The organism is Nostoc sp. DedQUE12b (assembly GCF_034530835.1).
Taxonomy (GTDB): Bacteria; Cyanobacteriota; Cyanobacteriia; order Cyanobacteriales; family Nostocaceae; genus Nostoc.
In genome coordinates this window covers 55,759-76,035 of sequence record NZ_JAVRCI010000021.1, presented here as the reverse complement: position 1 = coordinate 76,035, position 20,277 = coordinate 55,759, and the positions used below count along the sequence as shown (strand labels likewise).

Sequence of the window (20,277 nt, the reverse complement as noted above, 5' to 3'; positions counted from 1 at the left end):
TCTCCTTATACTTGAGCTTTCAGGCAATTATCTGCGCTGCTAGCAATTATTACCCGTAAAATTTACTTTTTGATAATTATTACCTAACTTCTCAACTATGAGGGTCATTTTTACACTTCAATGTCATGCTTAATGGATTAATTAACCCAATGGAAAAACGCCCCCCCTTTCGGGAGAGCGTCTTTCTTTTACAGATAAACGTGAAGAGCTTATCTCAGATTATGATTAACCGTTGATAGCAGGAGCGCTTATTGCTACAGGAGCAGAATCGCCAGCAGCCAAATCCAGAGGGAAGTTGTGAGCATTACGCTCGTGCATTACTTCCATACCCAGGTTAGCGCGGTTGATTACATCTGCCCAAGTTGAAATCACACGACCTTCAGAGTCAATGATTGATTGGTTGAAGTTGAAACCGTTCAAGTTGAACGCCATTGTGCTGACACCCAAGGCGGTGAACCAGATGCCGATTACAGGCCATGCTGCGAGGAAGAAGTGCAGTGAACGGCTGTTGTTGAAGGAAGCGTATTGGAAGATTAACCGACCGAAGTAGCCGTGAGCCGCAACGATGTTGTAGGTTTCTTCTTCTTGTCCGAACTTGTAACCGTAGTTTTGAGATTCGGTTTCGGTGGTTTCACGAACCAAGGAGGAAGTTACCAAACTTCCGTGCATTGCACTGAACAAGCTTCCGCCGAATACACCAGCTACACCTAATTGGTGGAAGGGGTGCATCAAGATGTTGTGTTCTGCTTGGAACACGATCATGAAGTTGAAGGTTCCACTTATACCCAAGGGCATACCATCGCTGAATGATCCTTGTCCGATGGGGTATACCAAGAATACTGCGCTTGCTGCTGCAACTGGAGCAGAATATGCAATTGCAATCCAAGGACGCATACCTAAGCGGTAGGATAGTTCCCACTCACGACCCATGTAGCAGAATACGCCAATCAGGAAGTGGAAAATTACCAATTGGTAAGGACCGCCGTTGTACAACCACTCATCAAGTGATGCTGCTTCCCAAATTGGGTAGAAGTGCAAACCGATTGCGTTGGAGGAAGGTACTACTGCACCGGAGATGATGTTGTTTCCGTAAATTAAGGAACCTGCTACTGGTTCGCGGATACCATCTATGTCTACTGGAGGAGCTGCGATGAAGGCGATTACGAAGCAAGCGGTTGCGGCTAGTAGGGTTGGAATCATCACTACGCCGAACCAACCGATGTAGATCCGGTTATTGGTGCTGGTGATCCATTCGCAGAATCGATCCCATACATTGGCGCTTGAGCGCTGTTGTAAGGTTGTTGTCATTGTTTTATAAGTGCGGTTAGTTATTTATGAATCAGGCGGTAAAGTTTTCGCCTGTGAATGTACTTTACACTGCTTTACAATTTTTAATCAAGTTTTATTACTACAGTAAATCTGATACGAGTTATCAGGTTTGCTTATTTAAACTTGATGCTTAGTGTTTGCGGTTGTTCCAAATACATTGAACACAGGATTTAGATATATTTACTTCGGCGTTAGCGCCCAAAAGATAAAATAGAAAGGAACATTGTTGTTATCGACTCTGAAATCGAGAGTTGATATGGATTACTACCAAAATTAGGAGGGAAGGTGTGACATGACAATTACTTTAAATCACACTATAGTGCCCGCACATGATAAAGAAGCATCGGCGAGGTTCTTTGCAAAAATTTTCGGTTTAGAGGTCGAGCTTCCCGCTGGTTACTTCGCTGCTGTGCATATAAATGATGCATTAACGCTCGACTTCGCCGACGCTGAAGCGTTCGAGCCACATCATTATGCGTTCCATGTCAGTGATGAAGAATTTGATGCAATTTTTGCACGCATCAAAGAGGCAGGTATTGGATACAGTAGCGACCCCATGCATCAGAATAAAGGACAGATTAACCACAGAAAGGAAGGTCGTGGCTTCTATTTCTATGATTCCGATGGCCACAACTTAGAATTGTTAACCCGTGCATAGATTTTTGACATCAGGTCAAGCCCTTCCTTCGGGCAGGGAAAAGGTTAAAGGCAAAAGGGAAAGGGAACCCCATAACTAAAGTTAGGGGCTTGATACGAGGCGAGGACGCTGTATGTCTCGTACTACGTATCTCGAAATACATCTTTTTCCTTTCCCTTTAACCTTTCCCCTTTCCCCTTTCCCCCTTCCCCCCTCCCCCCCTCTTTGGTCAATGCATTACTTCTTGACTAAAAAATATGCTGTGGCATATTCCGGTAATTGGCTTATATTCTGCCCAAATTCTTTTTTATTCTTAAAAATCCCAGCCAAAAAATCTAGCTGATAAAGATTGGGTAAAAATGCTCCACCTGTATCGGCGATGACTCCCATTTGCAAATGTTTGCGACCACCTTGAGTATGCTCAATCACAATCACCTTACCTAAACCGATATTCAAAACATCTCCAGCAAAAGTAACTCCGGGTTTAATAGAAATTTTTGCATCTATTTTGTATCCATAGCCTTTAATATCATCAACTTCTCTAAAATACCAATAACGCTTTTGTGCTGTTGCCTTTAATCCGCGGATATAAGCCATTCCATTGTTTCTATCTACATTAAAAAATGCCTGATCACCATCTGTAAAATTAATCAGGATTGTTCCTTGCATAATTGCTTCTTCTAAGCCATTTCTAGTTAGATAAGCAAGAGTTGTAACTTTTCCAAATTCTCTACCACCTGGTTCATAAATACCAGACAAAACATCTTGCTTTGTGTATCGAGTGTAAAACTTATCGTTATTAGAGTTATCTTTTAAGCTATAAATTGGTATATTAAAAGTAGAGGTTTTCTTGCGGGAACCAGGGTGAGTAAATACAGCATATTTGGTGATTCGTAATTGTTTTTGCTGTTTACTTTTGGGGTTGTAGGCAGACCATTTAATGACTCGAAAATTGGTATTAATAAATTTAGAGTCTTGTAAACGAGTAGCCCGATTATTAGCAATATCCTCTTTCAAAACAGCAATCATGAAATCCAAAGTTGTGAGGACATCTGGTACAGTAACTCCTTGAGTAGTAAGTACTCCTGGACGCATAATATCTGGGTCTTTTGAAGCATAATCTTGAAAATATTTTTTAGTATTAACGAGAACAGTTAATAAATCTCCTTGATTAAATTTAACTTTACTATTTGGTAATTTTCCTGGTGTAGCAATCTGGCTGCCATTAATGTTAAATTTATATTTTTTGAACTCATCAATAACTGGATAGGGTACAGATGCTGCTAACAAGTTCTGTCGAGATGAAAAAGCATTTTGAAACCTTGAAGTAAGTTGATCGGCAGCTTGATTTGAGGTCAGAAAAATCTGTGATTGAAGTAGGGTAGAATTTTCTTGTTGAGTAAATGAGTGATTTTCTTGAGCTAGCTGTTTAGTTTTTGAGTGGGTATATAGATAACTACTTACTAAACTGACAAGTAATAAGGCAGCACAACCTACTGTAAAGCGGAATTTTTTGCTAAATAACATATTCTTTAATACTAAATAATCAAAGTTATTTTTCTATCACCTCACGCATTAACTGCGCCAACTTGTCGGCACTATCAGGAACTGCGATCGCCTTTGCTTTTTCCCCCATATTTGTTAACTCTTGCGGTGACTGCAATAAATTCAAGACATTACTTTGCAATGCTTCAGTCGTCAACTCCGATTGCTTCAGTGTTAACGCCGCACCAGCTTTTGTAAATACGTCTGCATTGTAAGATTGATGGTCTTCTGCGGCAAAGGGGTAAGGAATCAAAATCGCTGGCGTTCCACATACTGCCAACTCTGTTAAGCTACCTGCGCCAGAACGACTAATCGCCAAAGAAGCACGTTGCAACAACGCTGCCATATTGTTGTAAAAAGGTAAGGCTATGTACTGTGGATGTTTGAGACTGTCTGCTTCGGGATCGCGATCGCCAGTTAAATGTACTACATAAATACCAGCATCAAACCAAGCTTTTGCAGATTCGCGCACCAACTTATTTACTGCAACTGCACCCTGGCTACCACCAAAAACAACAATTAAAGGAACACCATCAGGAATAGCTAAATCCAATGGTGCATTAATTGCCCCATCAAGAAATTGCTCTCTTACAGGAGTACCAACATAGACATTTTTGGCACGAGGTAAATACTTAGCAGCTACTTCAAATCCCAAGGCTACCGCACTACACCAAGGGCCAAAAAAGCGAGTTACTTTACCTGGTAAGGCGTTAGATTCGTGGAAAATCACTGGTAAACCGAGAGAACGCCCCGCAATTACGGCTGGCCCGGCAATGTAACCGCCTGTGGTAAATACCCCTTGAAAATTCCCCTGTTTGAGAATTCGTCTGACTTCTAGAATCGAAAGGGCGAGTTTACCCAAAATGCGAATCGAAGAAAGTCCAAACCCTTGCTGAAACCCTTCAACTGCAATAGTATTCAAGGGATACTGTTTGGGGACAAGTTGAGTTTCTAGACGATCGGGTACTCCCAGCCATTCTATTTGATAGTCTGGAAGTTTTTGCGCCAGGGCGATCGCTGGAAACAAATGTCCACCAGTCCCACTGGCAGCTATTAATAATCGTATCGGTGCGTTTGCCATCAAACCTCTACCGTTTAGCGTCTAGCTTAACTAAGATAAAACAATTTGCTTACTTTCTCTAATCAAATCAGTAAATTCTTACCAATGACTAACATTATTACCGCCTTAGTGAGACGACAACTCAAATTTCCAGCAAATATCTGGCTGGTTTCGTTTCTGCTGACTATTGGTTTAACAACTGGTTGGCAACGTACTCAGGCTGCAACACCACAGCAATTATCTCAAGCCACAACATCCCAAAATGCACCAGCCGATCTGAAAAACCTGTTGACACAAGTTGATAGCGCTGCTAGCCGAGGCGATGTCAGAGGAGTGTTGCAATTTTACAGCCCCAATTTCACTCATGGCGATGGATTAAACCTCCAAACCCTGGAAAAGTCTTTGACTTCATTTTGGCAACGATATCCGAAATTGCAATACAGCACGAAACTGCTATCTTCAAAACCTGAAGCCAATGGGATTATTGCTGAAACAGAAACAAAGATAACTGGCTTACCCTCTGGTAACACTAATAAGTTGGCTCTTAATGCGACGATTAAATCGCGTCAGCGTATTGAAGGCGGAAAAATAGTCCGCCAAGACATTTTGTCAGAACGAACCTTGCTTACCTCTGGTAGCAAACCACCCCAAATTGATTTTAAATTACCACAGCAGGTGCAAGTTGGTCAGAAGTATAATTTTGATGCGATCGTCCAAGAGCCACTTGGTGATGATTTTCTACTAGGAACGGCGCTAGAAGAACCCATTAAACCAGATAAATTTCTTAACCCCACACCCGTAGATTTGCAATTATTAACATCTGGCGGACTGTTTAAAGTTGGACAAGCACCATCTATCCCAGGTAGCCAATGGGTTTCTGCTGTCATCCTGCGGGGTAATGGAATGACTATGGTAACTCAGCGCTTGCAAGTAGTGAAGAAGTAGTTAGGAGTTAGGAGTTAGGAGTTATGACCGACTGATGATAAATTATGAACGATGAAACTTGTGCTAATTCATAATTCATAACTGTTAACTCCTCACTCCTAACTATCCTAATGATTTCCCTACAAAATCAAATTATTTTGATCACTGGTGCAAGTAGTGGTATTGGTACTGCCTGTGCAAAAATCTTTGCTGGTGCGGGTGCAAAACTGATTTTAGCAGCACGACGGTTAGAACGTTTGCAGCAGCTAGCAGATACTCTAAGTAAAGATTTTAGTACTGAAATTCATTTACTACAATTAGATGTGCGCGATCGCCATGCTGTTGAATCTGCCATTGCGACTCTACCCTCTGCCTGGTCTGACATCGACATTCTCATTAATAATGCTGGTCTAAGTCGTGGTTTAGACAAGTTGCACGAAGGCAGCTTTCAAGATTGGGAAGACATGATTGATACTAACGTTAAGGGTTTACTTTACGTCTCCCGCTATGTCGTTCCGGGAATGGTAAGTCGCGATCGCGGTCATGTGGTAAATTTAGGTTCCATCGCCGGACATCAAACCTATCCCGGTGGTAATGTCTACTGTGCTACCAAAGCTGCTGTCAGAGCAATTTCTGAAGGTTTAAAACAAGACCTATTAGGAACACAGGTACGTGTAACTTCCGTTGACCCTGGTATGGTAGAAACGGAATTTAGCGAGGTACGCTTTCACGGAAATACTGAACGCGCCAACAAAGTCTACCAGGGAGTTACACCCCTAACAGCAGATGATGTGGCTGATGTGATATTTTTCTGTGTGACGCGATCGCCCCATGTCAATATTAATGAAGTTGTGCTAATGCCTGTTGACCAAGCTAGCGCTACCCTAGTTAATCGACGAACATCAAAGTAGCCCATCTCATACGATTTTAAAAAAGCTTACCCCTTTCACTTACTCTACTCACGAGATATTTGGTAGAAAAAATGTAGAGATGTAGCAGTGCTACATCTCTACAAGGGTTCTGGATAATGCATATTTAAACCAGATATCTAAAGTTTTACAGTTTATGTTTCAGTTTACGTCTAGAGAGTTTGTTAAGGCTTTAGCTACTCAGCTAGAGTGAATCCCCAGTGAAGTATGTCCCGTCTCTTTGGTCAAATTATCGTTCAAATCACATACAGACTGCCTTTGCCCATCCTGTGACAAAAACTTTCAGTTACCCTAAAGCATCCCCGCAAGACATGAATGAATTAACGATCGCAGAAGACCCAAAACAAATGGTTTGGGAGATGATGACCAGTTTTTCAGAAAGAATGTGGTCAGCTAGATGGCTTTCAGGGCTTGAGTTTATCCTATGGAAAAAGGTCAGAGAATGCTCGGATGATCTGACCTTGAGGGAAATTGCTGATTTTAACTTCTACGCGGGATTAGCTGGTGGGTGGTGGATGTGGGATAACAATCAAAAGTGTGAAGTTTTTATTGAGATGAATCAATGGCTTGCTCTGGTTGCTCAGAAAGAGGAGTCAATTCCTCAATAATTCTGTTGAGTAGATTTAGACAAGTTTCAACAGAGTACATCTCTTCCTCTTGTCTACCCAAAAAATAATCAAGATATTTTCTGATCCAAATTGGAGTCAGAATTTCATGGGCATCGATTGCCGATAAAACCGAATTAATGTCAACACTTTGGTTTTGATATTTAATCCGCAGTTAAAGCCCTACCGGGTGGAATTTAGCACTTGCTGTTAAACCACCAACTTGATTGGTTGGGAGTGCTTCTAAATAAGTTTTGAAATTATCCCAGGTTTCTAATTCATCGGTAAAGTCTTGAAGAGATAGCATTGATTTTAAGTAGGTTTAGAATTTATCATCGCGGATTTGAAAACCAGTTTTCCTGTGAAGAAATCCAGCTATTTGAGTTATCCAGCTGGCGAGTCGATTGAATTTATGCTCAATGGTTTTCTCATTGTCATTCAATCGATATATATAAATATATTCTTTGTCGCCTTCGTATTTAGTTATGTGTATCTCTAGCTTGGCATTGATAGCATTTAATTTGTCAACTAAGCTGTCTTTCAGCGCATCAACAATTATCAACATTTTTGATTCATTATCAGAAATCTTGCTGTTAATATTTGCTTCAACTTGAGCTAATCGGTAAATCGCTCCAATTAAAGTAAGTAGTCCAAGGATAATAGTTAGAGTGTTGCCAACATCGATTTTCATTTAAAGAGCATCAATTTTTGATTCAATACGGGCTAAATCAGAATCATAATCTGGCCCCGTGTAACGCCAAACAGCAACCCCAGCATTTTCAAACCACTTAGGAACCTGAATAGAAATACTGTAGCTAGTGGAAATCTTGGGAAAGAAAACAAGATTTATCTTATCTAAAAACAAAGGCTGCCTTCTGTTAAAGCTAGCATCCTGAGAATTATCAAAAGCTATTCCTGTGCTAACAGATTGCTTTATATGCCCCGCAAATTTCCATTCTCTACCTTCTGGGACATTAGTAGAGATTTTAACTGCTACAACAAAAACATTTAGCAAAACAGCAATAGATATTTCCGGAATAGGGACGGTTATATATCCGCCCCCAGTTTTAGGTAGAAATATTGCCGAAATATTTTCGTTGTGAATATTCTCCCAATTACTAGAATTACCAAGCTGTAATTCCCTCATGTCAAAGGTTTAACGTAATAACTTGATTAAAAACCAAATCTTCTACAGGATTAAGATGTGAAAAAGGGTCTATCCCAAAATGATCTAACACATCAAAATAAGTACCTGTATCTATCCTGCTTGCTAGCCAGTCAGCAGAAGCTTGATTGATAGTTACCATCCCTTTGATACTGCGCTCATCGCCAGAGGATACCATTAACAAATCACGGTAATCTGGCAGTAACAAACCGCTCATTAGATAACCTCTGGAATAAACGAAACTCGATTACCTTCTTTTTGAGCAAAAGCTTTAATTGATGCTATGTCACTTATTTCTGCAACAGCATCTGCGTAAGGCTCACTGCCGGTAGCTTTAGAACCGAAAGCAGACGAAACACTTTTGTTGTCATACCGCTTGTACTCAAGATCCGTAATGCGTGATTTGCTGTCAGCGACTTCTGCCCCACGATCTGTTAGCGATAGCTTTGCTGGGCGATAGCCGGTTAAATTATCAAGCAACAAACCACCCGTAGGCAATTCAAAACCTACTGCAAGAGTCCGTCCACTTGTTTGTACTGCTTCGCGGACTACATTTGCTAGCGTGGTGGCGTTGCCTCCCGTTTGATTATCTGAAAGCAGTTTCACTGGCAAATATATACGCCCCTGAAGTTCAAAAGACTCAACATATCCTTTAGCGCGAATAACTTTGACCCTTACTGAAGTACCACGCTGTGCTTTGTATGCCGCTCTTTTTTCCTTTAGCGTCTTGTCTTCCCATTCACGTAGTTTGGTTAAAGCATCGCCTAGTTCTTTAGCTCGCCGAATGTCACCATATCTGCCCATCTTGTCTAAAATCCTACAAACTTGCTACTTAGTTATCAACCCAAGCTAGCACCGTGTTTTAGGCAGAATTAAACCAGTGACAAGTTAACTTTCCGAAAAAGAATTAGAAAGAATTAAAAGCCTTATGGAGCGGTCACGTTTTCGATGGCACTTCTGAGTCGTCCGTTAAGTCCTACCAGATTAACGGGCTTGACTTGTCCAGGAATAAGTAGTTGAGCGTGTGTAAATTTCACCTCCGCCGTTGGACGTTGCCTAAATTTCTTAACTGTCCTGCCATAAACTCGATGTGTGCCTGGATTAGTTGGAAACTCTTTAGTATTTTCTATAAATTGAAAATTATTATCACTATAAGTTTTATCTAATATTTTTAAAACTGATTTAACCGTAGATTCACCCTCAGTTTTAGATAAACACAACAAGCGTAAATCAAACCCATTATCTAAATCTAGGTATGTGCATTTATATTTACCTTTTTTCCAAATCAATGGAGGTGTAGCAAACTCTGCCTTGATTTCACGGGCATATCCTACAGCATCGGCTCTTGAAATAGTATCAGCAGTTTTGTTCATGATCCGAAAGCCGATTTCACCGCGTACCTGTTCTGTACCATCACCATGTTTTTCAAAATCGTATGGTTCTTTGAAATAAAGTTTTATTTGTGGCCTGAATTTAGACTCTCTTTGTAGCTCTTGTACTGGAATCCCATAAATAGGAGCTTGTAAAGATTGAGCGTGTCCAATGGTAATTTCAAACAGCCATGACCTCATTTGTGTCATGACTGCGCTATCTTCATCTTTCATTAAGCAAGCGTGTTTAAGACTTGCTTTTGGGGTGGAAATATCGTCGTCAGCTTGATTTTTAAAATATGCTCGAACAGCTTTATTGTGTGCAAGTCTAACTGTATCTTGGAGGTGTTCAAATTCGCTAAAGTTAGTTGGTAATGCCATGTCTATGTGCTAGGATTTAAATCGCTTGCAATAGCATTTGTCAAGTATGTTAGTGTGCTATTGAAATACTCGTCCATGTAATCTAACCGGAGGTTGGCAATGCTCAACGTCAAGGCACACACTGATATTATTTCTGTTGAATCTATGGATAGCGTTATACCTGTAGTCGGTTTAGCCTGAAGCAAGTTAGCGGAAGCTTCTACTGGATTAGCATTAACGTTTGGTGTCGGATTAATATCATTGTTAGCTAGAGATTGTGCATAAGCAAAAACCCTTGAGAATGTTCCCACTGCTAGGTTTTTATTGACATTGCTTATTGCAATATCAATAGCACACATTCGATAATGTCTTGGCATCCCCAGTTCAGTTACTAGTAGAATTGCTTCGGTGAAAGTAAGCACATCTACCTTGATTTGCGGTGTAAGGTTCTTCGCTGGTGTTGTTGGGGTAATTGGAAATTGAGCAACCATTTTTAATCCTCATCTGCTTCTTTATCGGTTTCGCTTACGGGTTTTGCCGCGCTTGCTGCTTTTGATTCACTTTCTTTTTGTGCTATTTTGACCGCTTCGGGTAAATCTGTTTTTTGTTTACTAGTGTCAGTTTCTTTCAATGAATCATCAACTTCTTTTTTCTGTTCTACAATCTGCCCCACTGTTTCTTTAATTGATAAAACCTCACTTGCTACTTGGTCTACTTGAGAGATAACGTTAGTGGCGTTTTCAAGGGCAGTGAAGTATTTATTTTGAAAATTGACATTCGGATTCATCCATGAATAAGCTTTTTCACCGACGACTCCAAAACGCTTTAAAGCATTAGCAACTTTTGCATTCCATTGCCCAACAACCTCCAAAGCACTAAGAATAGATGCACTGAGCGATTGAATTGAATTTAAAAGGTTAGCCGCAGCTTGATAAATACGATTTGCTTTTTTCCAGGTGCTATTAAGCGCCTTGTAATTTTATTCTCCAATCATTCCTTTGATTAAAGATTCAATCCCGGAAGAAATTACACTACCAATATCAAAAGCGCTACCATCTTCTTTTTTTAGTCCAATTGCACTTAAAACATTACCAATTGCACTAAATAAAGTTTGCGCTAGGTTGTTGGATAGCATTGCTGCATTATGAACTGTTGCAGCAAAAGTCATTAAATTTAAAAGGCGATCAAGATGCATCCAATCAGCAAATCTTGAAAGCTTCCCACCAATTCCCCCAGGTAGTTGATCGCCCAATCTTTGTAAAATAGTTTCCTGCCCCGCAAGAAGTGCTGCATTTGCACCCGCATTACCTGCACCAAGAGCAGCATTTAGTTGATCAAGTTTATTACCGTTGGCTTTTGCTGCATCCTCAGCTTGCTTGATTGGCGCACCAAGGCAACCAGTAGGCTGAGATATCTCGCAAACAGCCCCTTGCACATCGTCGCGGTTTGCAGCACGAACATTGGGACTATTTGCGATCGCGTTCGGTATGCCTTGAATGGCAGGTGTTAGGGCTGCAATTGCTGTTGCTATTGCTGTCAATCGCCCCACTTGGTCTTCTATTGCCTTTTTGGTAGCTTCATTATCTTCAGCTTGTTTACGGGCAATGGTTTCTGTGGGTGATTCTACCTTTGGGGCACTATTCGCTTTTGGTGTCGGTGACAATGCATCGGGTATCGGTTCCAGGCGTACTGGAAATGGTATTGACGTTGGTACTCCGGTGCTGTTTGTCGAAACTGGGCTGACGTAAGGTACACCCGATATCGGATTACCCTGGCTATCATTGCCTTCGCTCGGCGTAATCGTGGCAGGCGTTACGGTTGTAGGTGTTATGGTCGCAGGTGTAACATCAGCGTAACTTGGCTCGACTACTCCACCTGTTGAGGGTGTTATTTGCAGTCCAAACCTGACGGGTCGTGCCTGTGGCATATCTTCCGGTTCAGCAAACGGTAATGGCTGACGTTGATTTTGTTGTGCTGGCATCAAACCGGGCAAAGGCTGTGGTGTTTGAGTGGGATTAGGCAGGAACGACGGCGCTAATCCACCGTGACCGGGGAAGGCACCACCACCATTAGGCACGTTATTAGATGGCAGTGACGGTGCTATTTCTCGTGTCTTACCTTTATTACGCCCCGCCGCTGGCGTTCCTGACGGTATCGTTGCATCACTGTTAAGTGGATTTTCGCTAAGGTAATAAGGTCGATTATCGGGTGGTTGTGCTGTGGATGGCCGTGTATCAGGGTATATCTCCGGGGAGCCATCCGTGCGAGAAACTGCTGTCACGTACGGCGCACGTTGATCGGATGTGGAGCCAACAGTAGTGCTACCGACTGAGTTGCCGCTATTGTAGTAGATGTCTACTTTCCAGCGGTTGTCGGTCGTAGCTGTTACAGTGAATGCGGTAATCGCACCAATTAATGGCGCGGATTGGTACTGAACTACCGTACCGATGGATGAGCGGCGTTCCCAATAAACGTAATACTGTCGGCTTGGGTCTTGTCCACCAACGAAGGTCTGATAATTCGGCGTGTATATTGGCGCGTCTGGGACAGTTGATGGTAACTGATTGCGAAAAAATGAATCCGCAATGTATCCCCCAACATAACCGCCAATCATTCCGCCAATCATTCCACCGACGGGCCCACCTACAGCAGTTCCAATCAACGTACCCGCTGTACTGCCAGCAAATACGCCTGCTGTACCAACAACAGCCTGGGTCACTGATTGACCAGCGACAAGTCTGCTTCCAAGTGATAAACCTGCTGATACACCGGGAATAAGTAATCTACCTGCGGATGTGGGAACTGAGCGGGGTAATGCACTTGCAGCACCCCCTAATGTATTGGCGATCGCTTCCTTAAGTGCGGCTGGTGCTGGTAACGCAGTCGGTTCCACCAGTGCTGATGGTCTTGCAGCAGTCCCGCTGATTGTCGGCGGTGGGCTTCCTCTAGAAGGCAGTGGCTGCCGTTCGGGTGTTGAGCGCTGCTGCTGTGCGAGTGGTGATTCGCGCCTTGGGGTCGCCACTTCTGGGTCAGCCGGTGCATTACCGCTAATCCTATTAGCAATAGCTTGCCGTTGAGCAGCTTCTCGCCTCAGTATCTCAGCTTCTCTAGCAATTTCCTGTTGTTTTTGTTGTCGAAAGTATTCAGCGTTACGAGCAGTTTCTTCTTGCCATAGCCGTTTCTCGGTTGCTCGTTCGGTGGCATTCTCTCTATTTGTCGCTGTAACGGGTCTAGGCTTTTCAAGTGGAACCCCCGGTGATGGACGCTCAACTAATGCCCCGTACATATCAGCATCGGCGTAATCCAGGGATGAAAACTGACGGGGATTGTCCATGTCGGTTTACTATCCTATTAGTTGCTGCTGAAGTTAACAGGAATAGCAGTCGTAGATAGTTCTTGTGCAAATGTCCACGGTTTACCGGTCGCACTGAGATAGCTTGAGTCAATTGCAAGGCTGACACGAAAAATACCTCGTGTTTTACTATCAGCTGCAACCCAAAATAAACCAGCCTGTGCTGCCCTCTCGGTATAACCCACCCCTTCAACTACTGTTAATGATGTGTTTATTGCAAATAGAGCTTGTGCGCTCCACATGTGAAGTTTTTCAAGGGTGTTTATTTGTGAAGGAATCTGAGTCGCAAGGTTGAGCGCTGTCATAACTTATTGATTTTTAAATAGCTACTCTCCCGTTGTATTGCTAATAGAAAAAATCGTAAATGTTCCACTTTTATGTAGAAGTGGTATATATCCTGACGACGCGTATCCTTTGCTGGGAATAGGATTGAGCGAATATTTACTATTAGTGAATATTTAGGTAATTCCACTTTTACCCCTGAACCAGGTAAAAGCGGAATACGCGAAGTTCATTTTTTTATATCTATGCCAAAGAATAACAGAATTGGGAAAGCTGCTGTAATCACAGACGCTGAATATTCTAAAATCCGGCGAAAAATTTTGACAGAAAAATACAAACTGCTTTTAGACCTTGGATGGTTCACCGGGGAGCGCTGGGGGGCCCTCGTAAAACTGAGGGTAAGTGATGTTTACGATCGCCCAGGCATTCCTAAAACGGATATCATCTTTCCCGCAATCATCAGAAAGCATCGGCCAGACGGGACAGCCGATACTACAGAAATTCCAGTACATCCAACATTGAAGGAGTCTTTGGAGCGATACGAGCCAAAAACAACTAGTGAATGGTTGTTTCCCTCACGATGTGGGACTAAACCTATTGTTTGGAAAAATGCGTACAACATCTTGATGGCTGCGGTGGAAAAGGCAGGATATGAAGCCAAGGGTATTTCTACTCATACTATGCGAAGGAGTTTTGTGAACCGATTGAGAAGAAATGGCATCGAAAAAGAAATTATTCGCACGTTCACCGGACACCGCGACAATAAAGGACTTGACCCCTACTTTGAAATAGAGGCGGATGAGAGAAGAGGCGCGATCGCAACTCTATGAACCCCAACCTCCTATTCCTCCAAATCGAAATCTTCTTTGAGCGCTTACAGCACGGACATTACGATCATCCTGTGTATTTGGCGATGGCGCTGGAAAATCTCACCAACCAGGCATGGGATGAAGTTGACCGGGTGTACCCGAACTTATGACAAACCGCAGCCAGGGCGGATAAGCTGGACTCGGTTAGAAACACCTAACCTTATTGGATTTATTGCGATCGCGCGTTCATCCTATTTGTGCGATCGCTTTTCATTGGTCATTAGTCATTAGTCATTGGGAATGGGGAATGGGGAATGGGGAATGGGGAATGGTAATATTGCCGTGTAACACGGCACTTTATACAAATGCATGGGACGGACTCGGACAACCTGGAAATCAGGCAGCAGCTGGCGCAGTGGCAAGACAACAACAATTCGCGTCCCCTTAGCGCTCAAAGACAACATTTCGGTTTACGCTAGGGCTGTAGACTCCAAACTGTTAAATAATGAGTCTGAAAAAATCCCCATGCTGATAGGGGATTTCCTCGTGATAATTGACCGCTACATTGCTTGGAGAACCAAGAATTACCGCTCCACACAGCTTTTTGCAAAACCAGATATTACCGCTCGTACCTGGGATGAGCTGCGGAAACTTCAAGACCTGCTGCGGCAATCTCCAGAAATGTTGCAGGACTAAAGCTTTTACGGCATTTTTGACAGTACCACCTTTGCACTACGGTATTGTCAGACAATTTATAACTGCCGTTTTTAAAAATTAGCGTTGTTCCGTTGCATCTTGGGCATGGTGGGCGATTCATTCTTCCAGCCTCGGATCAAGTCCTTTATCTCAGATGGAAGCTTACCATCTGCGATCGCAATTTCTACATCTGCCTTTTTCCGCTTGGCCAGTACACTATCCACACTCCCCAGGTAAAGGCGGTTTTTCTTCCTGCCTACCATCCAGCAATAGCGGTAATACCAATATCTATTACCAGAGCGCTCTACCCAATATTTCTCTATCCAGTGGGTATCGTGTTGGGGCGCAGTTTTTAAGGTATCAGTTGCAACCTGCGCCCCAACAGTTTTATACGGATTGCTAGAGTTTAAGATTTGCGCCCCAACACTATGACTATTTTGGCGGGTATCCAGTTCATCCCAGTAAGGATCGTGAATGATAGTCCTTGTTTCAACTGTTGGTGCAATTGCAAATAATGCTAATTGTTCACCTACATAAGGTTTGTGTTTCATAATGTTTTTGAAAGTAAGAATAATGACGGCCGTTAGCGCGGCCCTTTTTTATACAGATGAATCATCCAGAGGGGAATAATTCATCCCACTCTGTAGAGTTCCCAAACATTTGAAGTAAAAGATTGTAATTACGCGGAAACTCCCACCATCTCTGTCTCAAACACTGGCGTATAAATCCTTCTGGGTTAAGAATTTTGTCTAAAGCACCACGAAGATTAAACATTAAAAGTGCGAGTTTAATCTCGTTAGTTGGACGTTCAAGCACTTCTTTCTCGTTTGAGTCAAAATGTATACCGTTCTCAGCTAGAGTTTCTAAGTTGATATCAGAATTAGAATGCTGCTGCTGTATATCACTCGGAACGGCAGGTTTATCATTTGAAGTGGGTGAAGTGTAACTTAAATTATGGTTTTGTAAGTTTTTTTCTCGCTTCTTCCTCGGTGGCTTCAACCATTCAAGCGGTCTTACAAGTAACTTAAATATCTTCCAACTGTACTGCTTAACGACTTGTATAACTCTGTGTTCTACTAACTGATCGAATATCTTTTTGAGGTAATTGTGGGAGTATCCTTTACCTCTGGACTTGGCTACGGTGGCATTAAATTCTGATAAATCTGGCTCGACTTCTTCAGCTATTACACCCTGCCTCATTAGCCATTGCCAAAGTGATTTAGCGGCAGGGCAAATATGATGTTTGTAGCAGAATGCTTCGTGTTCTTCCGTCCAAGGAAGTGCGTTTTTTGATGAATTTTCTGGCATAATACTATTAGTTTGATATCAGAAAGCCACCACCGACCTTGTAAATCTGGGTGGCTTTTTGGTTTTTTTAGACTTTGCGTTAGGTCTTTTCGCTCAGTCCCTTCGGTGGGCCAAAATCATCAGGTAAATCTTGAATAGTTTTACCCTTCGATCGCAGTAAGCGGTCTAAAGCTTTCATTTGAGTCACCGTAAAGGTAGGGACGCTATCTCCTGCTTCCCAACGGCTAATAGTTCTAGCTGTTATTCCAATGGTGCGTCCAAAATCCTCTTGAGACATATCTAGCTCAAGCCTTAGACTCCGCAATGGGGATTCTCCTTGCTGTTCGTTTCTAGTCGGTCTTTTCTTTATCATGATACACGTTCTAGACACCTTGTCTAGAACGCTTGACAAAAACCATGCGTCTAGACATAATGTCTGGTTAGAGGACAATAAAAGACCAGCCAAAAACCTGACTTGGCTAAGAGCAGTATTTGGCTGATCTTTTGCTAGTTTCTCACTCAGTTGTAAACCTGCTGTGATCTCACTCCCCCACGCCTTTACCTTGCGTGGTCAAACCGGAGAAAGCACCCACGCCATTGCTCTAGTGCCCCGGCGTGGAAACACCCTAAAGCTGACTCAAAACCCAAGATTAACGGAGGTAAACCCCGCTAAAAAGCTGGCAAACCCAGTGATAACAAGCATTTTACAAAAATGACTCAACTGCGATCGCAGTAGTAAACCTGTTGCATAGTGGCACTTAAACCCCACTATGCAAGGACGTTAACAGCACTATGCACGGACTTAAGACCGTGCATCATACCCTTATGCAATGACTATGGAAGCACTAGAAGCCACTACTAACGGCACTAAAGCAGCACCAAAGACCGAGGATAAGCCGAAAAAAGACAAACAAAAGCGACACTTGCCATCTTTACCAAGTGCCGCCTCTGCCGCAGACATGAACCCAGTAACTTTTTCTGGGTTATCAGACAAAACTGCTGTGGAATGGGGTTCTTTAAAAAATTACGAGATGTTCAGCCTCAGTGCTGATGGCTCGTTTCCCATGATGAAAGTTAGCCGCTCCAAAGCGGTGAGACTTGCCGACCGTCAAGTGATGATGGTCGGCTCTGGACGCTGTTACCGCGTCTCACTGTCTAACCACTGAACTGATACAGAACAAGCTCTAGGTCGTAGTTAGAACTTGTTCCCATCTCTACCTAACCAAAACTTACCATGAACGACCAACCACTAACGCCTAAAGAACGAAAAGTAGTTGAGGAATTTGAAAAAGCTCGTCCGGGACTTGGTGCGATCGCAGAAAGCAACATCCGCAATAACGATAAAACTGGCTGGGCTGACATCATCGCTGATACTCCAGAATCCGAATTAGTAGCCCGCGAGGGTTCATCATCTAATTCCTTCATGTACAAGAGGATCGGCGGATGAAAACACTTTCTGAACTAATAGTTGAAGCCTCATTACTAATTAGTGAAATTAGCAATCATCCAGACTACCAAGCTTTGATAGAAAAAGGATATTACCCAGATTTGACCGTGGGTGATGCTTATACAGCGCTTGCTTACCTAAGTTCTGAAATCGATCCACCAGTAATTACGGTTGCTGAAATTCCTGAAATTGAGGTGAAAGGATGAATCAAATTTTCATTCTCATTCTCACCACCTCAGCGCTAATTATTGGCATCATTGCACTGTGCAAACAGCAAAGCCAGCACCCTTTTTACTTGAAAATAGAGGTGCAGTATGGGAAATGATCTAATAGATATCAAAGTTGCCACGCCTCCCAGAACTGCCAACGCTCACACCTGGGTAGAGATGCACTTGCCCAATATTCAAACCCTTGGGCGTTATTGTGCCTGGGGTCTGGGTCGTGTAGTATTCTCCTTTGGGCTTTTTGGCCTTTACGGTGTCACAGCTGCTTTGAAATTGGGTATTACCATCACTCAAGCGACAGAAACCGCTATCAAGAAACTTCTGAAAGTCTACGATGCCTTGCCCTACGCGGGGGTTCCGATGTCCCAAGTCATTGAAGCATCAGCCGTTCCAGTCGATGAGCCACTAGAAATCATCACCGATATCATCGCCGCTATTGAAGGTAAACAGGTGATGATCATCGGCGAAATGGGTACTGGGAAGTCAACGCTAGCCCAATATCTTGCTTATACGGTGGGTGGTCGTGTTCGTGTTTACGAGTGCGAGGGCACACCAACCGACTGGCAAGGGCTTGAGGTAATAGGGAAAGGTGAAAACTGGGCCGCCATTGACCGTGGCATGGCTGAGGATCTGGAAGATTTAACTAACCAGTTACAAACCAGAACTGAACGCGGCGATGCTGCTTTGGATGGTACAGAACGAGTGATGATCGCTGAGGAGTACCCCGAACTGGTTTCAAAAGTAGGCAGTTCCGGCGAATGGTTAGAACGTCATGCGCGTAGAGGTCGTAAAGCGCGGCGGTTCACCATACTGTTATCGCAGTATGACCGAGTGGCCGCCTGGGGACTGGAAGGCAAGAGCGATTTAGCCGATGCCTTCTACCGTATTCGCCTGGGGAAAAAGGCGATAGCACACGCCAAATCGTTGAAAAATGAGCAGCTTATTAACTGGTTAAAAGCCGACCAGTCGCACTGTTTACTTGACGATCAGCCGTTGAAACTCCCTCCATACAGGGAGATGAAAGCCGCAACACTGCGCGGTGGTTCAACCACAGTCCAACCTTACTATGACAATGCGATCGACCCCAAAAAACGGGCTGAAAATGACCTCAAACCCGCTCCAGAAGCGGATTTAGAAGAAAATTGTTCGGAAAACGATCGGGTACTTTGGCGGGTAATTCAACGCCTGGGAGGTGAAAAAAGTGATAGTGCGATCGTGACTGAGGTTTTGGGCTTCACTGGCCGCCGCTATGGGGAGGGGGCAGCGCTGCTGGAGCGGTTAAGGAAACAGTTTGGAGGCTAATTTAAAAGCGATCGCGGCAGGAGGAGTGCGATCGCTGTTCATCTACCAACTCAAAATATACCAGGTTGTGATTTATGAATAGCGAGATGAGCGACACAGAAAAGTCCATAGAGTGGAGTAGAACGATACTCGAAAACAATAAATGGTGTATTTTGGACACCGAAACCACAGGGTTAAGTAACAATGCTGAAATAGTTCAAATAGGTATTCTTAGTAGTTCCGGCGAAGAATATCAAACCCTTGTGAAACCAACTATTGAAATTAGTGAAACCGCATCTGGAATACACGGTATCCACAATGATGATGTATTACAAGCGCTTCCGTTTGAGCAAATATTTTTGGATGTCTGGAAGTTGCTCGGTGATAGAGATGTAATTATTTATAATGCTGAATTCGATTTAAAAGTAATTAGGAATTCTCTGAAAGCTAGAGGCATTCAAATTGCCTTTCCAACTAGCGACCGTAGGAACTGTAGAATTTTCACCAATGGCGGATCGATTCATTGTGCAATGCAGTATTACTCTCAATACGTTGGTGAGTGGAACGAGTATTACGGAAATTATAAATGGCAGAAATTGCCAGGAGGCGATCATTCTGCATTAGGAGATTGTAAGGCAACGCTAGAAGTAATTAAGTCAATGTCTGACCCACTCTTCTAACGCCTTTACATCCGCCTGATGAATCGTAATTGTTGCGATCGCGCTTCATGCGCGGGCTACCTGACACAGTAGCCGAAACGGTGACATCGTTGCCACCGTCGCGGGTTGTGTCCAAAGCAATCAGCAACTTAGCAAGAGAAAATGCAGCGTTCAGAGTGAACTGCACTACTGAATTGTGGTGTTCTCAATTTCATGCGCGGCAATTCTCCTGTTAACTTCCCGAATGCGTTTACTCCTGAATCGCGCCCCTCTTATGGTGGGGCGTTAGGGTGATTCGTGCGCTATTAAGTTCGGG

The 20,277-nt window shown here is 43.2% G+C and carries 30 protein-coding genes; 13 read left to right on the top strand and 17 right to left on the bottom strand.

Annotated features, from left to right (window positions below; genetic code table 11):
- Positions 1–225: 225 nt before the first annotated feature.
- Positions 226–1,308 carry a photosystem II q(b) protein gene (gene psbA, locus RMY16_RS13350; RefSeq protein WP_322736767.1) on the bottom strand — a complete coding sequence of 361 codons (1,083 nt, stop codon included), beginning with the start codon at positions 1,306–1,308 and terminating at the stop codon, positions 226–228.
- Positions 1,309–1,621: 313 nt separating this feature from the next.
- Between psbA and RMY16_RS13345 the strand changes: the two genes are divergently transcribed.
- Complete coding sequence (locus RMY16_RS13345) at positions 1,622–1,987, top strand: VOC family protein (RefSeq protein ID WP_322736766.1); 366 nt, start codon at positions 1,622–1,624, stop codon at positions 1,985–1,987.
- Between the two features lie 216 nt (positions 1,988–2,203).
- Here RMY16_RS13345 and RMY16_RS13340 read toward each other — a convergent pair whose 3' ends face one another.
- Together RMY16_RS13340 and murG are read right to left on the bottom strand one after the other, a co-directional pair.
- The gene (locus RMY16_RS13340) at positions 2,204–3,493 is read right to left on the bottom strand and encodes a hypothetical protein (protein WP_322736765.1); all 1,290 of its coding nucleotides are present in this window, start codon (positions 3,491–3,493) and stop codon (positions 2,204–2,206) included.
- A gap of 25 nt (positions 3,494–3,518) precedes the next feature.
- Positions 3,519–4,592: an undecaprenyldiphospho-muramoylpentapeptide beta-N-acetylglucosaminyltransferase gene (murG, locus tag RMY16_RS13335; RefSeq protein WP_322736764.1), complete on the bottom strand. Its 1,074-nt coding sequence runs from the start codon at positions 4,590–4,592 to the stop codon at positions 3,519–3,521.
- 84 nt (positions 4,593–4,676) lie between these two features.
- Between murG and RMY16_RS13330 the strand changes: the two genes are divergently transcribed.
- The 3 genes from RMY16_RS13330 to RMY16_RS13320 all read left to right on the top strand — a co-directional run bounded on the left by RMY16_RS13330 (position 4,677) and on the right by RMY16_RS13320 (position 7,032).
- Positions 4,677–5,516, top strand: a complete 840-nt coding sequence (locus tag RMY16_RS13330; protein ID WP_322736763.1) for a nuclear transport factor 2 family protein — start codon at positions 4,677–4,679, stop codon at positions 5,514–5,516.
- A gap of 110 nt (positions 5,517–5,626) precedes the next feature.
- A complete protein-coding gene (locus RMY16_RS13325) occupies positions 5,627–6,406 on the top strand; it encodes an SDR family oxidoreductase (RefSeq protein WP_194044754.1) in 780 nt (259 codons plus the stop codon).
- Between the two features lie 218 nt (positions 6,407–6,624).
- Positions 6,625–7,032, top strand: coding sequence for a hypothetical protein (locus RMY16_RS13320; RefSeq protein WP_322736762.1), 408 nt, complete (start codon positions 6,625–6,627; stop codon positions 7,030–7,032).
- 172 nt (positions 7,033–7,204) lie between these two features.
- Here RMY16_RS13320 and RMY16_RS13315 read toward each other — a convergent pair whose 3' ends face one another.
- The 10 genes from RMY16_RS13315 to RMY16_RS13270 form a co-directional block, all read right to left on the bottom strand.
- The gene (locus tag RMY16_RS13315) at positions 7,205–7,336 is read right to left on the bottom strand and encodes a hypothetical protein (protein WP_322736761.1); all 132 of its coding nucleotides are present in this window, start codon (positions 7,334–7,336) and stop codon (positions 7,205–7,207) included.
- 15 nt (positions 7,337–7,351) lie between these two features.
- Positions 7,352–7,720, bottom strand: a complete 369-nt coding sequence (locus RMY16_RS13310; RefSeq protein WP_322736760.1) for a hypothetical protein — start codon at positions 7,718–7,720, stop codon at positions 7,352–7,354.
- On the bottom strand, positions 7,721–8,176 hold the full coding sequence (locus RMY16_RS13305) for a hypothetical protein (protein WP_322736759.1): 456 nt from the start codon (positions 8,174–8,176) through the stop codon (positions 7,721–7,723).
- 1 nt (position 8,177) lies between these two features.
- Entirely contained in the window at positions 8,178–8,411 is a 234-nt protein-coding gene (locus tag RMY16_RS13300; RefSeq protein ID WP_322736758.1) for a hypothetical protein, read from the bottom strand.
- Positions 8,411–8,998, bottom strand: coding sequence for a hypothetical protein (locus RMY16_RS13295; RefSeq protein WP_322736757.1), 588 nt, complete (start codon positions 8,996–8,998; stop codon positions 8,411–8,413). Before RMY16_RS13295 ends, RMY16_RS13300 begins: the two co-directional genes overlap by 1 nt.
- Before the next feature lie 122 nt (positions 8,999–9,120).
- Positions 9,121–9,945, bottom strand: a complete 825-nt coding sequence (locus RMY16_RS13290; RefSeq protein ID WP_322736756.1) for a hypothetical protein — start codon at positions 9,943–9,945, stop codon at positions 9,121–9,123.
- 2 nt (positions 9,946–9,947) lie between these two features.
- Positions 9,948–10,415, bottom strand: a complete 468-nt coding sequence (locus RMY16_RS13285) for a hypothetical protein (RefSeq protein WP_322736755.1) — start codon at positions 10,413–10,415, stop codon at positions 9,948–9,950.
- A gap of 2 nt (positions 10,416–10,417) precedes the next feature.
- Positions 10,418–10,795 (bottom strand): hypothetical protein, encoded by a 378-nt coding sequence (locus RMY16_RS13280; RefSeq protein ID WP_322736754.1) that lies wholly within the window; start codon positions 10,793–10,795, stop codon positions 10,418–10,420.
- Positions 10,796–10,903: 108 nt separating this feature from the next.
- Positions 10,904–13,258: a hypothetical protein gene (locus RMY16_RS13275; RefSeq protein WP_322736753.1), complete on the bottom strand. Its 2,355-nt coding sequence runs from the start codon at positions 13,256–13,258 to the stop codon at positions 10,904–10,906.
- A 17-nt stretch (positions 13,259–13,275) separates the two neighbouring features.
- Positions 13,276–13,581 carry a glucose-6-phosphate dehydrogenase gene (locus RMY16_RS13270; protein WP_322736752.1) on the bottom strand — a complete coding sequence of 102 codons (306 nt, stop codon included), beginning with the start codon at positions 13,579–13,581 and terminating at the stop codon, positions 13,276–13,278.
- 222 nt (positions 13,582–13,803) lie between these two features.
- On the opposite strand from RMY16_RS13270, the gene RMY16_RS13265 reads away from it, so the two are divergent.
- The 3 genes from RMY16_RS13265 (at position 13,804) to RMY16_RS13255 (ending at position 15,063) form a co-directional block, all read left to right on the top strand.
- The gene (locus RMY16_RS13265) at positions 13,804–14,388 is read left to right on the top strand and encodes a tyrosine-type recombinase/integrase (RefSeq protein ID WP_322736004.1); all 585 of its coding nucleotides are present in this window, start codon (positions 13,804–13,806) and stop codon (positions 14,386–14,388) included.
- Positions 14,385–14,537 (top strand): hypothetical protein, encoded by a 153-nt coding sequence (locus RMY16_RS13260; protein ID WP_322637042.1) that lies wholly within the window; start codon positions 14,385–14,387, stop codon positions 14,535–14,537. Before RMY16_RS13265 ends, RMY16_RS13260 begins: the two co-directional genes overlap by 4 nt.
- Positions 14,538–14,736: 199 nt before the next feature.
- On the top strand, positions 14,737–15,063 hold the full coding sequence (locus tag RMY16_RS13255) for a hypothetical protein (protein ID WP_322736751.1): 327 nt from the start codon (positions 14,737–14,739) through the stop codon (positions 15,061–15,063).
- A gap of 71 nt (positions 15,064–15,134) precedes the next feature.
- On the opposite strand, the gene RMY16_RS13250 is transcribed toward RMY16_RS13255, so the two are convergent.
- The 3 genes from RMY16_RS13250 to RMY16_RS13240 form a co-directional block, all read right to left on the bottom strand.
- On the bottom strand, positions 15,135–15,614 hold the full coding sequence (locus RMY16_RS13250) for a DUF4102 domain-containing protein (RefSeq protein WP_322736750.1): 480 nt from the start codon (positions 15,612–15,614) through the stop codon (positions 15,135–15,137).
- 61 nt (positions 15,615–15,675) lie between these two features.
- Positions 15,676–16,371 carry a hypothetical protein gene (locus RMY16_RS13245; RefSeq protein WP_322736749.1) on the bottom strand — a complete coding sequence of 232 codons (696 nt, stop codon included), beginning with the start codon at positions 16,369–16,371 and terminating at the stop codon, positions 15,676–15,678.
- A gap of 79 nt (positions 16,372–16,450) precedes the next feature.
- Positions 16,451–16,723, bottom strand: a complete 273-nt coding sequence (locus RMY16_RS13240; RefSeq protein ID WP_322736748.1) for a helix-turn-helix transcriptional regulator — start codon at positions 16,721–16,723, stop codon at positions 16,451–16,453.
- A gap of 457 nt (positions 16,724–17,180) precedes the next feature.
- On the opposite strand from RMY16_RS13240, the gene RMY16_RS13235 reads away from it, so the two are divergent.
- The 6 genes from RMY16_RS13235 to RMY16_RS13210 all read left to right on the top strand — a co-directional run bounded on the left by RMY16_RS13235 (position 17,181) and on the right by RMY16_RS13210 (position 19,982).
- A complete protein-coding gene (locus tag RMY16_RS13235; RefSeq protein ID WP_322736747.1) occupies positions 17,181–17,516 on the top strand; it encodes a hypothetical protein in 336 nt (111 codons plus the stop codon).
- A gap of 68 nt (positions 17,517–17,584) precedes the next feature.
- Positions 17,585–17,797, top strand: coding sequence for a hypothetical protein (locus tag RMY16_RS13230; protein WP_322736746.1), 213 nt, complete (start codon positions 17,585–17,587; stop codon positions 17,795–17,797).
- Positions 17,794–18,003 carry a hypothetical protein gene (locus tag RMY16_RS13225; RefSeq protein WP_322736745.1) on the top strand — a complete coding sequence of 70 codons (210 nt, stop codon included), beginning with the start codon at positions 17,794–17,796 and terminating at the stop codon, positions 18,001–18,003. Before RMY16_RS13230 ends, RMY16_RS13225 begins: the two co-directional genes overlap by 4 nt.
- A complete protein-coding gene (locus RMY16_RS13220; RefSeq protein WP_322736744.1) occupies positions 18,000–18,122 on the top strand; it encodes a hypothetical protein in 123 nt (40 codons plus the stop codon). Before RMY16_RS13225 ends, RMY16_RS13220 begins: the two co-directional genes overlap by 4 nt.
- A complete protein-coding gene (locus RMY16_RS13215; RefSeq protein WP_322736743.1) occupies positions 18,112–19,323 on the top strand; it encodes a hypothetical protein in 1,212 nt (403 codons plus the stop codon). The genes RMY16_RS13220 and RMY16_RS13215 overlap by 11 nt, the downstream gene beginning before the upstream one ends.
- Positions 19,324–19,397: 74 nt before the next feature.
- Positions 19,398–19,982, top strand: coding sequence for a 3'-5' exonuclease (locus RMY16_RS13210; protein ID WP_322736742.1), 585 nt, complete (start codon positions 19,398–19,400; stop codon positions 19,980–19,982).
- Here RMY16_RS13210 and RMY16_RS13205 read toward each other — a convergent pair.
- Positions 19,954–20,148, bottom strand: coding sequence for a hypothetical protein (locus tag RMY16_RS13205; RefSeq protein ID WP_322736741.1), 195 nt, complete (start codon positions 20,146–20,148; stop codon positions 19,954–19,956). The two genes, RMY16_RS13210 and RMY16_RS13205, sit on opposite strands and share 29 nt — an antisense overlap.
- Positions 20,149–20,277 lie beyond the last annotated feature (129 nt).